Origin of the sequence: Phocaeicola massiliensis B84634 = Timone 84634 = DSM 17679 = JCM 13223 (assembly GCF_000382445.1) — a bacterium.
Lineage (GTDB): Bacteria > Bacteroidota > Bacteroidia > Bacteroidales > Bacteroidaceae > Phocaeicola > Phocaeicola massiliensis.
The window spans coordinates 2,543,732-2,558,601 of the sequence record NZ_KB905472.1 but is presented as its reverse complement, the minus strand read 5'-3'; the positions used below and the strand labels follow the sequence as shown (position 1 = coordinate 2,558,601).

Annotated in this window: 12 protein-coding genes (1 of these 12 cut by a window edge); 11 read left to right on the top strand and 1 reads right to left on the bottom strand. The window is 40.3% G+C overall.

Annotated elements, in window-relative coordinates:
- The 6 genes from HMPREF1534_RS08300 to HMPREF1534_RS08325 form a co-directional block, all read left to right on the top strand.
- Positions 1-1,245, top strand: the 3' portion of a protein-coding gene (locus HMPREF1534_RS08300; protein ID WP_005940910.1) for a 2-isopropylmalate synthase. It extends 252 nt beyond the left edge of the window; the window shows 1,245 of its 1,497 coding nt (coding positions 253-1,497); its start codon lies off the left edge, out of view; its stop codon occupies positions 1,243-1,245.
- An 18-nt stretch (positions 1,246-1,263) separates the two neighbouring features.
- Positions 1,264-2,646 carry a 3-isopropylmalate dehydratase large subunit gene (leuC, locus tag HMPREF1534_RS08305; protein ID WP_005940907.1) on the top strand — a complete coding sequence of 461 codons (1,383 nt, stop codon included), beginning with the start codon at positions 1,264-1,266 and terminating at the stop codon, positions 2,644-2,646.
- A 218-nt stretch (positions 2,647-2,864) separates the two neighbouring features.
- Positions 2,865-3,461 carry a 3-isopropylmalate dehydratase small subunit gene (leuD, locus tag HMPREF1534_RS08310; protein WP_005940901.1) on the top strand — a complete coding sequence of 199 codons (597 nt, stop codon included), beginning with the start codon at positions 2,865-2,867 and terminating at the stop codon, positions 3,459-3,461.
- Positions 3,440-4,984, top strand: a complete 1,545-nt coding sequence (locus HMPREF1534_RS08315; protein WP_005940898.1) for an alpha-isopropylmalate synthase regulatory domain-containing protein — start codon at positions 3,440-3,442, stop codon at positions 4,982-4,984. Before leuD ends, HMPREF1534_RS08315 begins: the two co-directional genes overlap by 22 nt.
- Positions 4,985-5,037: 53 nt before the next feature.
- Positions 5,038-6,099: a 3-isopropylmalate dehydrogenase gene (leuB, locus tag HMPREF1534_RS08320; RefSeq protein ID WP_005940895.1), complete on the top strand. Its 1,062-nt coding sequence runs from the start codon at positions 5,038-5,040 to the stop codon at positions 6,097-6,099.
- A gap of 212 nt (positions 6,100-6,311) precedes the next feature.
- Entirely contained in the window at positions 6,312-7,133 is an 822-nt protein-coding gene (locus tag HMPREF1534_RS08325) for a tetratricopeptide repeat protein (protein ID WP_005940892.1), read from the top strand.
- Between the two features lie 18 nt (positions 7,134-7,151).
- On the opposite strand, the gene recQ is transcribed toward HMPREF1534_RS08325, so the two are convergent.
- Positions 7,152-8,969 (bottom strand): DNA helicase RecQ, encoded by a 1,818-nt coding sequence (gene recQ / locus HMPREF1534_RS08330; RefSeq protein ID WP_005940889.1) that lies wholly within the window; start codon positions 8,967-8,969, stop codon positions 7,152-7,154.
- 320 nt (positions 8,970-9,289) lie between these two features.
- Between recQ and HMPREF1534_RS08335 the strand changes: the two genes are divergently transcribed.
- The 5 genes from HMPREF1534_RS08335 (at position 9,290) to HMPREF1534_RS08355 (ending at position 14,381) form a co-directional block, all read left to right on the top strand.
- Positions 9,290-9,754, top strand: coding sequence for a helix-turn-helix domain-containing protein (locus tag HMPREF1534_RS08335; RefSeq protein WP_005940886.1), 465 nt, complete (start codon positions 9,290-9,292; stop codon positions 9,752-9,754).
- Between the two features lie 146 nt (positions 9,755-9,900).
- Positions 9,901-11,889 (top strand): dipeptidyl-peptidase 3 family protein, encoded by a 1,989-nt coding sequence (locus HMPREF1534_RS08340; protein ID WP_005940884.1) that lies wholly within the window; start codon positions 9,901-9,903, stop codon positions 11,887-11,889.
- A 12-nt stretch (positions 11,890-11,901) separates the two neighbouring features.
- Positions 11,902-12,570 carry a DNA alkylation repair protein gene (locus HMPREF1534_RS08345; RefSeq protein ID WP_005940881.1) on the top strand — a complete coding sequence of 223 codons (669 nt, stop codon included), beginning with the start codon at positions 11,902-11,904 and terminating at the stop codon, positions 12,568-12,570.
- 30 nt (positions 12,571-12,600) lie between these two features.
- Positions 12,601-13,092: a Fur family transcriptional regulator gene (locus HMPREF1534_RS08350; protein WP_025066812.1), complete on the top strand. Its 492-nt coding sequence runs from the start codon at positions 12,601-12,603 to the stop codon at positions 13,090-13,092.
- 17 nt (positions 13,093-13,109) lie between these two features.
- Positions 13,110-14,381, top strand: coding sequence for an adenylosuccinate synthase (locus tag HMPREF1534_RS08355; protein WP_005940874.1), 1,272 nt, complete (start codon positions 13,110-13,112; stop codon positions 14,379-14,381).
- Positions 14,382-14,870: the final 489 nt, after the last annotated feature.

The window sequence follows — 14,870 nt, the reverse complement described above, 5'->3', positions numbered from 1 at the left end:
GCAGATGCATTGAGATTTGCTAAGCATAAACGTATCCATACCGGTATTGGTACTTCTGATTCGCATATTAAATATAAATTCAATTCTACTCGTGAAGAAATTATAGAACGTGCGGTAGCAGCCGTGAAATATGCCCGCCGTTTTGTAGATGATGTGGAGTTCTATGCAGAAGATGCAGGAAGAACTGATAATGAGTATTTGGCACGCGTAGTTGAAGCGGTGATCAAGGCCGGTGCTACGGTAGTGAATATTCCTGATACTACAGGATATTGTTTACCCGAAGAATATGGTGCGAAAATTAAATATTTGGTAGATCATGTGGATGGTATTGATAAAGCAATTATTTCTACTCATTGCCATAATGACTTGGGTATGGCGACAGCTAATACTATTAATGGAGTCTTGAACGGAGCGCGTCAAGTAGAAGTGACAATCAATGGTATTGGTGAGCGTGCCGGCAATACTTCTTTGGAAGAAGTGGCAATGATTATTAAATGCCATAATGACATTCATATTCAAACTAATATTAATACTCAAAAAATTTATCCGACGAGCCGTATGGTATCTAGTCTTATGAATATGCCGGTTCAGCCTAATAAAGCTATTGTAGGTCGTAATGCTTTTGCACATTCGTCAGGTATCCATCAGGATGGTGTGTTGAAGAATGTACAGACTTATGAAATCATTGATCCCAAGGATGTGGGTATTGATGATAATGCTATCGTGCTGACAGCTCGTAGTGGACGTGCGGCATTGAAACATCGTCTTCATGTTTTAGGTGTGGAATTGGAACAGGATAAATTGGATAATGTATATGAAGATTTCTTGAAGCTAGCCGATAAGAAGAAAGATATCACCGATGATGACATTCTTGTATTGGCAGGAGCCGACAGAAGTGTCAATAATCATATTAAATTAGATTATCTGCAAGTGACGAGTGGCGTTGGTGTTCGTTCCGTTGCCAGTCTTGGGCTGAATATAGCAGGCGAGCATTTTGAAGCTGCTGCCAGTGGTAATGGTCCTGTAGATGCCGCTATTACTGCATTGAAAAAGATTATTGACCGCCACATGGTATTGAAAGAATTTACTATTCAGGCTATCAGTAAAGGTAGTGATGATATGGGTAAAGTACACATGCAGGTAGAATATGACGGACAGATGTATTACGGCTTTGGAGCGAATACAGACATCATTGCTGCATCAGTAGAAGCATATATCGATTGTATCAATAAGTTTAAAAGATAATAATACGTAAATACAAAAATGGCTAACACATTATTTGATAAGATTTGGGATGCCCATGTAGTACAGAAAGTGGAGGATGGGCCCACTCAGCTTTATATTGACAGACTTTATTGTCATGAGGTAACTAGTCCGCAGGCTTTTTCAGGATTGCGTGCACGTGGAATAAAAGTATTTCGTCCTGACCATATTTATTGTATGCCGGATCATAATACCCCGACTCATGATCAGGATAAACCAATTGAAGATCCTGTTTCTAAGACTCAGGTAGATACATTGGCCAAGAATGCTGCTGATTTTGGCTTGGCACATTTCGGGATGATGGATAAGAGAAATGGTATTATTCATGTCGTAGGTCCTGAGAGGGGATTAACTTTGCCGGGTATGACTATTGTTTGTGGTGATTCGCATACTTCTACTCACGGAGCAATGGGAGCTGTTGCTTTTGGGATAGGCACAAGCGAGGTTGAAATGGTTTTGGCTTCGCAATGTATTCTTCAGTCTCGTCCTAAAACGATGCGTATTACTGTAGATGGAGAATTGGGCAGAGGAGTAACTGCCAAAGATGTTGCTCTTTATATGATGTCGAAGATGACAACCAGTGGCGCTACCGGATACTTTGTGGAATATGCCGGTTCTGCAGTTCGTAATTTGACCATGGAAGGACGTTTGACTTTATGTAATTTAAGTATTGAGATGGGGGCCCGTGGGGGTATGGTTGCTCCTGATGAAGTGACTTTTGAATATATCAAAGGTAGAGAATATGCTCCAAAAGGTGTAGAGTGGGACAGAGCCATGGCTTATTGGAAGACCTTGAAGAGTGATGAAAATGCCGTATTTGATAAAGAGGTAAGATTTGACGCTGCTGATATCCAACCTATGATTACTTATGGTACTAATCCGGGTATGGGTATGGGAATAACTGAGCATATTCCTGCTGATAATCATAGCGCTTCTTATAAAAAATCATTGGACTATATGGGATTCCAACCCGGAGAATCATTATTGGGTAAGAAAATTGATTATGTATTCTTAGGAGCTTGTACCAATGGTCGTATAGAGGATTTCCGTGCTTTTGCTTCCATAGTGAAAGGAAAGAAGAAGGCAGACAACGTGATTGCTTGGCTGGTTCCGGGTTCGTGGATGGTAGATGCGCAGATTCGAGAGGAAGGATTGGATAAAGTGTTGGAAGAAGCCGGGTTCGCTATTCGTCAGCCGGGTTGTTCTGCTTGTTTGGCTATGAATGATGATAAGATTCCTGCCGGTAAATATTCTGTGTCGACTAGTAATCGTAATTTTGAGGGGCGTCAGGGACCGGGGGCACGCACTCTGCTCGCCAGTCCGTTGGTAGCAGCAGCAGCAGCAGTAACCGGAGTTATTACCGATCCGAGAGAATTAATGTAAATGAGTCCTTTTGTCAGGACAAAAAAATATTGTCATAAACAGATGAAAACTTTAGGAGCTATTATAAGAATGTGCTATGGCATTGGTTGGCTATTATGCATTGTCGCTCTCTTTTTTCCGGAAGGGAATGTGTTTCGCGAATTGGCAATCTATATACTTCTGACAGTTTCGGTTTTTAATTGGTATAAAGAATACAAGTCTAAAAAAAAAGAGTGAATATGAAACAGAAATTCAATATAATAACAAGTACTTGTGTCCCTCTTCCTCTGGAAAATGTGGATACAGACCAAATCATCCCTGCCCGTTTTTTAAAGGCAACCACACGCGAAGAGAAATTCTTTGGTGATAATTTATTCCGTGATTGGCGTTATAATCCTGACGGTTCTTTAAATAAAGATTTCGTATTGAATAACCCCATTTATGGGGGGGAAATCCTTGTGACCGGAAAAAATTTTGGTTCGGGATCTAGCCGTGAACATGCTGCATGGGCAATTGCGGGATATGGCTTTCGTGTGGTCGTTTCTAGCTTCTTTGCTGATATCCATAAGAATAACGAGCTGAATAACTTTGTTTTGCCGGTAGTGGTAAGTGAAGGTTTTTTGAAAGAACTGTTCGACTCTATCTACGCGGACCCGAAAACAGAAGTAGAGGTAAACTTGCCCGAACAGACAATAACCAACAAAGCAACAGGAAAGAGTGAATCTTTCGAGATTAACGGCTATAAAAAGCATTGCCTGATGAATGGTTTGGATGATATCGACTTTTTGCTGACCAATAAAGATAAAATAGAAGCATGGGAGAACGCGTCAAAATAGAAATCATGGATACAACCCTTCGTGATGGTGAGCAGACCAGCGGAGTGTCATTCGTACCCCATGAAAAATTGATGATTGCCCGTTTGCTGTTGGAAGATTTAAAGGTAGACCGGGTGGAGGTTGCCTCGGCCCGTGTATCGGATGGTGAGTTTGAAGCTGTGAAAATGATATGCGACTGGGCCGCACGGCGCAACCTGCTTCATAAGGTAGAAGTGCTCGGCTTTGTGGATGGGCACACTTCAGTGGATTGGATACAAAGTACCGGTTGCCGGGTAATAAACTTGCTTTGCAAAGGCTCGTTGAAACATTGTACTCACCAACTGAAAAAAACGCCGGAAGAACATATCGAAGATATAATTAATGTAGTGCATTATGCCGATGAATTGGATATTGCCGTTAATGTTTATTTGGAAGATTGGAGTAATGGTATGAAGGATTCTCCCGAATATGTATTCCAATTGATGGACGGTCTGAAAGCCACTAGCATCAAACGCTATATGTTGCCTGATACTTTGGGAATTTTAAACCCTTTGCAGGTTATCGAGTATATGCGGAAAATGAAAAAACATTATCCCGATATGCATTTCGATTTCCATGCACACAATGACTATGACCTTGCCGTGAGCAATGTGCTGGCTGCTGTACTCAGCGGAGTGAAAGGACTTCATACCACCATCAATGGATTGGGAGAACGAGCCGGTAATGCACCACTTGCTAGTGTTCAGGCTATTCTAAAAGACCATTTTAGTGCGCTGACGAACATTGACGAAAGCCGATTGAATGATGTAAGTCGTGTGGTCGAGTCTTATTCGGGCATTGTAATTCCGGCCAATAAGCCGATTGTGGGCGAAAATGTATTTACTCAGGTAGCAGGAGTTCATGCCGATGGAGACAACAAGAATAATCTTTATTGCAATGACCTGTTGCCGGAACGATTTGGCCGCAAACGTGAATATGCATTGGGTAAAACAAGCGGTAAGGCGAATATTCGTAAAAACTTAGAGGATCTTGGACTAGAACTCGATGAAGACTCTATGCGCAAAGTGACGGAACGCATCATCGAGTTGGGTGATAAGAAAGAATTGGTCACTCAGGAAGACTTGCCTTATATTGTTTCCGATGTATTGAAACATGGTGTGGTAAGTGAAAAGGTGAAGCTGAAGAGTTACATTGTGACACTTGCTCATGGTTTGAAGCCGATGGCTACTGTACGGATGGAAATCAATGGAAAGGAATTCGAGGAAAATTCCAATGGTGACGGTCAATACGATGCCTTTGTACGTGCATTGCGAAAAATATATAAAGTGACATTGGGACGTAAGTTTCCGATGCTGACTAATTATGCGGTAACTATTCCTCCCGGTGGACGTACCGATGCTTTTGTGCAGACTGTGATAACCTGGAGCTTTGAAGATAAAGTCTTCCGTACCAGAGGGTTGGATGCAGACCAGACGGAAGCTGCAATTAAAGCTACCCTGAAGATGTTGAATATCATAGAGAGTGAGTATGAAAACATCGATTAAGGAATTGTCGGAGGAGAAACAGATAAAAATGAAGTAAATAAATAAAAGAAAAGATGGATTTTAAAATTGCAGTATTAGCCGGTGACGGTATCGGACCGGAGATTTCAGTACAAGGCGTTGATGTGATGAATGCCGTTTGTGAGAAGTTCGGACACAAGGTAAGTTATAAATATGCGATCTGTGGTGCAGATGCGATAGACAAGGTGGGCGATCCGTTTCCCGAAGCGACTTATGAAATTTGCAAGGATGCGGATGCCGTATTGTTCTCGGCTGTAGGTGACCCTAAGTTTGATAATAACCCAACGGCAAAGGTACGCCCGGAGCAAGGGTTGTTGGCTATGCGGAAGAAATTGGGATTGTTTGCTAACATCCGTCCGGTACAAACCTTTAAATGTTTGGTTCATAAATCGCCATTGCGTGCAGAGCTGGTAGAAAATGCAGATTTTATCTGTATCCGTGAGTTGACCGGTGGAATGTATTTCGGAGAGAAATATCAGGACAATGATAAGGCATACGATACAAATATGTATACTCGTCCCGAGATAGAACGTATTCTGAAAGTCGGATTCGAATATGCCATGAAGCGCCGCAAGCATTTGACAGTAGTCGATAAGGCAAATGTATTGGCTTCTTCCCGCTTATGGAGACAAATAGCACAGGAAATGGCTCCTCAATATCCGGAAGTAACTACGGACTATATGTTTGTAGACAATGCGGCAATGAAAATGATTCAGGACCCATGTTTCTTTGATGTGATGGTAACAGAAAATACTTTCGGTGATATTCTTACTGATGAAGGCTCTGTTATTAGCGGTTCCATGGGATTGCTGCCTTCTGCTTCAACCGGTGAGAGTACTCCTGTTTTTGAGCCGATTCATGGTTCATGGCCTCAGGCTAAAGGCTTGAATATTGCTAACCCGCTGGCTCAAATTTTATCAGTAGCGATGTTGTTTGAGTATTTCAATTGCAAAGAAGAAGGTGCATTAATTCGCCGGGCGGTAGATGCTTCTTTGGATGCAAATGTGCGGACACCCGAAATTCAGGTAGAAGGAGGTGCTAAATACGGAACAAAAGAAGTTGGTGCTTGGATTGTGGACTATATCAAGCAGGCGTAATCCGGTTTTATGCTGATGAGATAAGTTTTTCATGCTGTTGAAACAACAGTTTCATATTAATGAAATAACAATTTTGCAGGCATGAAAATAGGTGAAACAGAATACAAAAGTATAAGGTTGCGGTGGAAAAAAACGAACCTTATACTTTTTTTTATTTAACTAAAGGAATCATTTCGCAGATTGCCGTACTTTTGCAACAAAATCTATTATAGATGAAACGAATACTGTGTTATTTTCTTTTCTTTTGTGTTTGCATTTATATGCAGGCACAGACGTATGATCAATTGGCAGCTCGTGCTGTGGAGGCGGCGGAGCGAGATAGTTTGGAACTTTCGGAAAAACTGTTTGAAGAGGCATTAAAGCTGGAACCGGCAAATATGCGCAATTCTATGCTGTTTTCAAATTTGGGGACAGTGCAACATCGGTTGGGGAAAATCGATAAAGCGATAGAATCCTATACTTTAGGACTTAATTTAGCTCCTTATTCCGTTACTATTTTATTGAATAGGGCTGCTCTGTATTTAGAGAAAAACCTTTATGAGAAAGCATATCTCGATTATTGCAATGTGATAGATATTGATAGAAAAAATCAGGAAGCTTTACTATATCGCGCTTACATTTATATGCAGCGTCGGGACTATAAAGAAGCCCGAATAGATTATAATACTTTGTTGCAAGAAGAGCCTAAAAACAAGATGGGGCGTTTGGGAATGGCTCTGCTGAATCAGAAAGAGTTAAAGTTTCGGGAAGCATTGGAAGAATTTAATCGTATGATAACGGATTATCCTAATGATGCTTCTTTATTGAAAGCACGTGCCAATTTAGAGATAGAAATGAACACTCCCGACTTGGCATTACTGGATTTGGAATCGGCCGCCAAGTTATCTCCTAAAGATGCGGAAATATACGTCATGTGTGGTGAAATATATCTGAGCCAGAAGAAAAAAAGGGAAGCTTATGTTGCTTTTGAAAAAGCAATAGAATTAGGCGTTCCCCGTCCAGAACTGCAAGATAAATTAAAGGCCAGTAAATAATATCTGGTCTTTAATTCTTTATTTCCCAATCTTCTTTTTGATCAGTTCGACAAATTCTTTTCCATATTTATCTTTTTTGTATTCTCCGATACCACTGATTTCTCCAAAAGCCTCAATACTGGTAGGTTGCTGTGTTGCTATCAGATGTAAGGTTTTATCAGATAATACAATATAGGCAGGGATGGCTTGTTGGTCTGCCAATCTCTTTCTTAATAGACGAAGTTCTTCAAATAGATCCTTATTTTCTTCACCGAAGGTTGTTGGCGTAGAGAAGAGGGCTTCCGGTTCTTGAGCCTTTTTCCTGCGACGTTCTTTCGGAGTGAATTCTTCCCGTTTTATGACAACCAGCATCGCCGGTTCTTTTCCGAATAGGACTTTATGCCCGCTTTCTGTTATTTTCAGATGGTTGTTTTCATTATATGCAATTTCAAAATAACCCAAGTTAAGCATTTGCAGCAAATAATCCTGCCAGTCACGGGCAGGGATATCTCGTCCGGCAGCATAAGTCTTCAGCTTGTCGTATCCTTTTTCTATCAATTCTTGTCCGGCAGCTCCCTTTAGGATGTCCACCAGCATGTGTGTACCGATTTGTTGATTGGTGCGTGCGATAGCGCTCAATGCTTTTTGGACGATGATAGTACCGTCAAACCTTTCCGGGGGATTACGGCATACATCACAATTACCACAATCATGATCCATCGTTTCTCCGAAATAGTTAAGAAGAATACGCCGACGGCAAATATCCGCTTCTGCATATTGTTGCATACGGTGGAGTTTCTCTAAATTTATTTCCTGTTGATTGCTTTCGGTAGCAAACTTTGATAGCAGAATCAAATCACTTAAAGAATAAAAAAGTAATGTATCGCTTTCCATTCCGTCCCGTCCTGCACGACCGATTTCCTGATAAAAGCTTTCAATGCTTTTGGGGAGGTTGTAGTGGATGACCCAGCGAACATTTGATTTGTCTATGCCCATACCAAAGGCAATGGTGGCACATACTACTTGTACGCGGTCATTAATAAAGTCATTTTGGGCTTCATCGCGTGCAGTCGCACTCAGTCCGGCGTGATAAACAGCTACGCGTATTCCATGTTTTCTTAGCATTTCTGCCACGTTTTCCGTTTTGCTTCGGCTCATGCAATAAATAATTCCACATTCATTTTTATGGCGTGCTATAAATTCAAGTATGGTGCGTGTCTTGTCTTTTTGCTGGTATCCTCTTTTTACTTCCAAACTCAGATTAGGACGGTCGAAGGATGAAATAAATATTTTAGGATTACGTAAAGATAATTGTTTGATAATATCTTGACGGGTTATTTTATCGGCTGTGGCAGTTAAAGCTACGATTGGAACGTTAGGGAATTGTTCTCTGATTGTCTTGAGTTGAGTGTATTCTGGTCGGAAATCATGTCCCCATTGTGAGATACAATGAGCTTCATCTATGGCAACCAATGAAATGTGGATATCTTTTAATAAGAAGTTCATTTCCATTAGTAATCGTTCGGGGGAAATATAAAGTAATTTGATTTTCCCTTGCATACATTCCCGGCGTAGGTTGAAATTCTCCGTTTCGTCATTTGTGCTGTTCATTGCACGAGCCGCAATACCATTGGCTCTCAAACTTTCTACCTGGTCTTTCATTAATGAAATAAGCGGAGATACGACAATGGTCGTTCCGTCCATCATCAGAGCAGGAAGTTGATAACAAATTGATTTTCCACCTCCGGTGGGCATAAGAACCAAGGTGTCTTTTTTATCCAGTATGTTTTGGATAATGTTTTGTTGCAAAGGACGAAACGTATCGTATCCGAAGTATGTTTTGAGGATATGGAGCATATTCTGTTTATTATTTTAAAAGATAATGGAGAGCAAAGGTAGTAAAATCTTTAAGATGTGATGCTCTCTATATTGGTAATTAATTTGAGAGAGGACTTTTTGTAGATAACTGATTCAGGATGACACTGCTTCATTTGATAGTTTTTTGTCTGATATCTCAAGTCTTAATAAAGTTTTTTGAAGAAATTTGAATGCTGTGTTGTGATTAATTAAGAATAGAATTTAGCAAAAAAATTTGCATAAGCCAAAAAGAATCCCCACATTTGTACAAAATTTAATCATTATAATCTTATTAACTAACCAAACAAAAAAACTAAGTGATGAGCGACGCAGAAAAACAAGTAGAAGTTCAGGAAGAGGCTCCTAAGAAAAGACCTTATAACCTGCGAGAGAAAAAAGACAAAAAGGCTGCTTATAGATCATTGATCAGAGCAGAACTTGCTGATGAACTGTATGATAAAATTTTGAATATCATCGTGGTTCAGAAGAAATATAAGGATCCCAATTATTCTGCTAAAGATTTAGCGAGAGAGTTGAAGACAAACACTCGTTATTTGTCTGCTGTTGTAAATTCTCGTTTCGGTAAAAATTATTCTTGTCTTTTGAATGAGTATCGTATCAAGGATGCTAAGCATCTGTTGGTTGATAAACGTTATGCAGATAAGAATGTAGAAGAAATTAGTTCGATGGTAGGTTTTGCTAATCGTCAGTCTTTCTATGCAGCATTTTATAAAAATGTAGGAGAAACTCCTAATGGTTTCCGTAAGAGAAATATGGAAAAATAAAATATTAGTATCAAATATGATTTAGTAAAAAAGGAAAACAATAGTTTTCCTTTTTTTGTTTCAACATGAAACTGACATGGCGCTATTGGGAAAACACTTATTTATGATATTGGTAAGAGAGATTATGTTAGCAAGTTGCAAGTAGTATGGAGAAAGAAATAAAAGAAGAGAAAACGTTTGATTACACAGTAGAGCAGTTTGCGGATTTGCAATTGCTTCGTTATGTAGTACATGGTTTTGAGGACCTGTCGTTGGAGCAAAAAGAATTGGTTTATTATTTATCACAGGCAGCTTTGGAAGGTCGTGATATTTTGTTTGACCAAAATGGAAAATATAATTTGGTTATCCGTAGGATGCTTGAAACAGTATATACGGATTATCAGGGAAACCGTGCGGATGCAGATTTTGTCAATCTGGAGATTTATTTGAAACGGGTATGGTTTTCAAATGGCATTCATCATCATTATGCCTCAGACAAGTTTGTTCCGGCGTTTACTCCCGAATTTTTCAGAACGGCATTGAAAAATGTCGATGCTGCTAAATTGCCTTTGGCGGATGGCGAGACGGTAGATACGCTTTGTGATAGAATCTTTCCGGTTATCTTTGATCCTAAGGTTATGTCTAAACGCGTAAATCAGGCTGACGGGGAAGATCTGGTATTGACTTCGGCTGCGAATTATTATGATGGGGTAACCCAGCAAGAAGCGGAAGAGTTTTACAATGCTCTGAAAAATCCGGCTGATGACCAGCCTGTCATGTTTGGAATGAATAGTCGTTTGGTAAAAGAAAACGGACAAGTGCAGGAGAAAGTATGGAAATCAGGCGGATTGTATGGGGCGGCCATCGATAAAATAATTTGTTGGTTGGAGAAGGCTTTCGAAGTGGCAGAAAATGAAGTGCAGAGGGCTGTGATTGAAAAGCTTATCCGTTTTTATAAGGAGGGAGATTTACATACGTTTGATGAATATTCTATCCTTTGGGTAAAGGATTTGGATTCCCGTGTTGATTTTGTCAATGGGTTTATAGAAAGCTATGGTGACCCGTTGGGGATGAAAGCAAGTTGGGAATCCATTGTCAATTTTAAGGATTTGGAAGCAACCAAACGTACGGAGACAATCAGTGCCAATGCGCAATGGTTTGAAGATCACTCACCGGTAAATCCGTCTTTTAAAAAGAAGAAAGTGAAAGGCGTATCTGCAAAAGTCATAACGGCAGCAATGCTGGGAGGTGATTTATATCCGGCAACAGCTATCGGCATCAATCTGCCTAACTCGAATTGGATTCGTAGTGTTCACGGATCGAAATCCGTAACTATTGGCAATTTGACAGATGCTTATAATAAGGCTGCTCATGGTAACGGTTTTATGGATGAGTTTGTATATGGTGCGGAAGAAAAAGAATGGATAGACAAGTACGCGGATTTGACGGGTGACCTTCATACCGATTTGCATGAATGTTTGGGGCATGGTTCGGGACAATTGTTGCCCGGCATAGATCAAGATGCTTTGAAAGCATATGGTTCTACCATCGAAGAAGCGCGTGCCGACTTGTTCGGCCTTTATTATTTGCCCGATCAAAAGATGATAGAACTTGGTCTGACTCCGAATGAAGATGCATTTAAGGCTGAGTATTATATATATATGATGAATGGATTGATGACTCAGCTTGTCCGCATTGAGTATGGTCATTCGGTGGAGGAGGCACACATGCGCAATCGTCAGTTGATAGCTAAGTGGGCTTATGAAAAAGGAGCCTCCGAAAAAGTTGTTGAACTGGTGAAGAAAGAGGAGAAAACTTATGTGAAAATCAATGATTATAAAAAACTGCGTGATCTGTTCGGTACTCTGTTAGCCGAAATACAACGTATCAAGAGCGAAGGAGATTATGAGGCAGCCCGTCAACTGGTAGAGAAATATGCCGTGAAGGTTGACCCGCAACTGCATGCAGAAGTCCTGTCGCGCTATGAAAAGTTGCATTTGGCTCCATACAAAGGATTTATCAATCCTGTATACGAGGCCGTGACCGATGAAAAAGGTCGTATAATCGATGTGAAGGTTTCTTATCAAGAGGGTTATGCCGAGCAAATGTTGCGATATAGCCGAGAGTATTCAAATCTACCTTATCTAAATGAATAAAAAAGGAAAACTATGGATGTACATGAAATAATAAAAGATATCAAGGGACAATTTCGTTTGTTTATGAATGGAGTTGTTTCTCAAAGTATGCGTGAAAAAGGACTGGATTATAAATTGAATTTTGGTATTGAACTCCCGCGCCTGAAAGAAATAGCTGCCCGTTATGAGAAGAACCATGATGTGGCTCAGGCATTGTGGAAAGAAAACATACGCGAATGTAAAATACTGGCCGGCATGTTGCAGCCTGTGGAAACCTTTTATCCCGAAATTGCAGATATTTGGGTAGAAGATATGCGTTATCCCGAAATTGCAGAACTCACTTGTATGACACTGTTTCAAGAACTGCCATATGCTTCGGAAAAAGCATTTGAATGGATGGCTGACGACCGCGAATATTTTCAGTTATGCGGTTTTATGCTGATGGCAAGACTATTGATGAAAGGCAATCAACTGAATGAACGTGCGGAAGCCGAATTTCTTGATCAGGCATTGACAAGCTTGCAGAGTGAAGAGCTACTGCCGCAAAAAGCAGCGGCTACAGCTTTGCGTAAGTTTGCTGTCCAAAGCCGGGAGAATAGCAAGAAGATAAACAGATTGCTTGCCCCTATCGTCAAATCAGACAAGCCCGGAGTGGCAGTTTTGGCCTCTGAAATAAAATTAGAGGCAGAATATTGGCATTAAACTTTCATGTTATCACAAAAAGGTTTAACTTTGACGGCTGAACTGAAATCTGCGATGGAAGAAAATGTGAAAGATACTGTAAAACAGGTTTTAACTGAGTACCTGCAGAAGAACGGGCATCGAAAGACGCCCGAAAGGTATGCTATACTCGATACTATCTATTCCATCAAAGGGCACTTTGACATTGATACGCTCTATAATTATATGGCAACTGATGGCAAGTTTCGCGTCAGCCGTGCCACTCTTTATAATACTATTGTTTTGTTTATTGATGCAAAGCTGGTCATAAAACATCAGTTTGGTAACTCTTCCCAGTACGAGCGTGCGTACAATAATGAAACCCATCATCACATGATATGTACGGAATGTGGCAAAGTTACAGAGTTTCAGAATGAAAGTCTGAAGCAGGCTATTGCCAGTACGAAGCTGAAAAAGTTTACGGCTTCCAATTACTCCTTATATATATATGGTGTATGCAGCAAATGTACTTGGGCAAAACGCAAAAAGAAAAAAAATAAGTAACAATAAAACGAAGAAACATGAAAGTAGATGTCTTGTTAGGTTTGCAATGGGGTGATGAAGGCAAAGGTAAGGTTGTCGATGTATTGACTCCCCGTTATGATGTAGTAGCTCGTTTTCAGGGAGGACCTAATGCCGGTCACACTTTGGAATTCGAAGGTCAAAAATATGTACTCCGTTCTATTCCTTCGGGAATTTTTCAAGGTGATAAGGTAAATATAATCGGTAATGGTGTGGTACTTGACCCATCGTTGTTCAAAGCAGAAGCGGAAGCTCTCGAAGCCAGTGGTCATCCATTGAAGGAACGTTTGCACATTTCGAAGAAAGCACATCTGATTTTACCGACCCATCGTATTCTGGATGCTGCATACGAAGCTGCTAAAGGTGATGCAAAAGTGGGTACTACCGGTAAAGGTATTGGTCCGACTTATACTGATAAAGTTAGCCGTAACGGTATACGTGTGGGAGATATCCTCCATAATTTTGAAGAAAAATATGCAAAGGCAAAGGCTCGTCACGAACAAATCTTGAAGAGTCTGAACTATGAATATGATATAACGGAATTGGAAAAACAATGGTTGGAAGGAATCGAATACCTGAAACAATTCCATTTGGTAGATAGTGAACACGAAATCAATAACTTGTTGAAAGACGGTAAGACGGTCTTGTGTGAAGGTGCGCAAGGCACTATGTTGGATGTTGATTTCGGTTCTTATCCTTTTGTTACTTCTTCAAATACCATTTGCGCAGGTGCTTGTACCGGTTTGGGTATCGGTCCGAATAAAATCGGTAATGTTTACGGTATCATGAAAGCTTATTGCACGCGTGTCGGTGCAGGTCCTTTCCCGACTGAATTGTTTGACGAGACAGGCAAGAAGATTCGTGACTTGGGTCATGAGTATGGTGCTGTGACGGGGCGTGAACGTCGTTGCGGATGGATTGATCTGGTAGCCTTGAAGTATTCTATCATGGTGAACGGTGTAACTCAACTGATTATGATGAAGAGTGATGTGCTTGATGATTTTGATACCATCAAGGCGTGTGTAGCTTATAAGGTAAACGGCGAGGAGATAGATTATTTCCCGTATGATATTACAGATGGAGTAGAGCCTGTTTATGCCGAACTGCCGGGATGGAAGACAGACATGACCAAAATGACCAGTGAGGATGAATTTCCCGAAGAATTTAATGCTTATATCAGCTTCCTGGAAGATCAGTTGGAGACTCCTATCAAGATTATTTCTGTAGGTCCCGACCGTGAACAAACCATCGAACGCTATACCGAAGAGTAATTAGTCGGATATCCATAATAAGAAAAAGCGCAATTTTATCGGTTGCGCTTTTTTTATATGAATATCCAAAGAAGAAGATTGGATATAGGTCGTATGTGGACATAAAAAAAGGCTATCTTCCCAGACAGCCAATCTTTTTGTTAACCTTAAATCTAATACTATGAAAAACACGTTGCAAATATACGGACATTTATTGAAAATACAAGTTTTAGAGTCAAATCAGTGCGTATTATAACACGGTTTATTACGTTGTCGGATTTATTAACAAGCCGGGTTCTAAATAATCAGAAAATGTTATAATTCCTTTCATTGTAATAGGGAAGTCTTGTTCTTTCTAAGTAATGAAGATTATATGGGGAAGGGGGTATAAAATAAAAAAGGAGCAACGCCTTGCTCCAACCTTTGTTAACCTTAAATCTAATACTATGAAAAACACATTGCAAAGGTACGGACTTTAGCGAAATATGCAAATAAAACAAGTAAAAAAGT

Bases quoted from the DNA above. Each gene is read 5' to 3' on its own strand.
- leuC (WP_005940907.1), top strand. From the start codon at position 1,264: ATGGCTAACACATTATTTGATAAGATTTGGGATGCCCATGTAGTACAG.
- leuD (WP_005940901.1), top strand. From the start codon at position 2,865: ATGAAACAGAAATTCAATATAATAACAAGTACTTGTGTCCCTCTTCCT.
- HMPREF1534_RS08315 (WP_005940898.1), top strand. From the start codon at position 3,440: ATGGGAGAACGCGTCAAAATAGAAATCATGGATACAACCCTTCGTGAT.
- leuB (WP_005940895.1), top strand. From the start codon at position 5,038: ATGGATTTTAAAATTGCAGTATTAGCCGGTGACGGTATCGGACCGGAG.
- HMPREF1534_RS08325 (WP_005940892.1), top strand. From the start codon at position 6,312: ATGAAACGAATACTGTGTTATTTTCTTTTCTTTTGTGTTTGCATTTAT.
- recQ (WP_005940889.1), bottom strand. From the start codon at position 8,969: ATGCTCCATATCCTCAAAACATACTTCGGATACGATACGTTTCGTCCT.
- HMPREF1534_RS08335 (WP_005940886.1), top strand. From the start codon at position 9,290: ATGAGCGACGCAGAAAAACAAGTAGAAGTTCAGGAAGAGGCTCCTAAG.
- HMPREF1534_RS08340 (WP_005940884.1), top strand. From the start codon at position 9,901: ATGGAGAAAGAAATAAAAGAAGAGAAAACGTTTGATTACACAGTAGAG.
- HMPREF1534_RS08345 (WP_005940881.1), top strand. From the start codon at position 11,902: ATGGATGTACATGAAATAATAAAAGATATCAAGGGACAATTTCGTTTG.
- HMPREF1534_RS08355 (WP_005940874.1), top strand. From the start codon at position 13,110: ATGAAAGTAGATGTCTTGTTAGGTTTGCAATGGGGTGATGAAGGCAAA.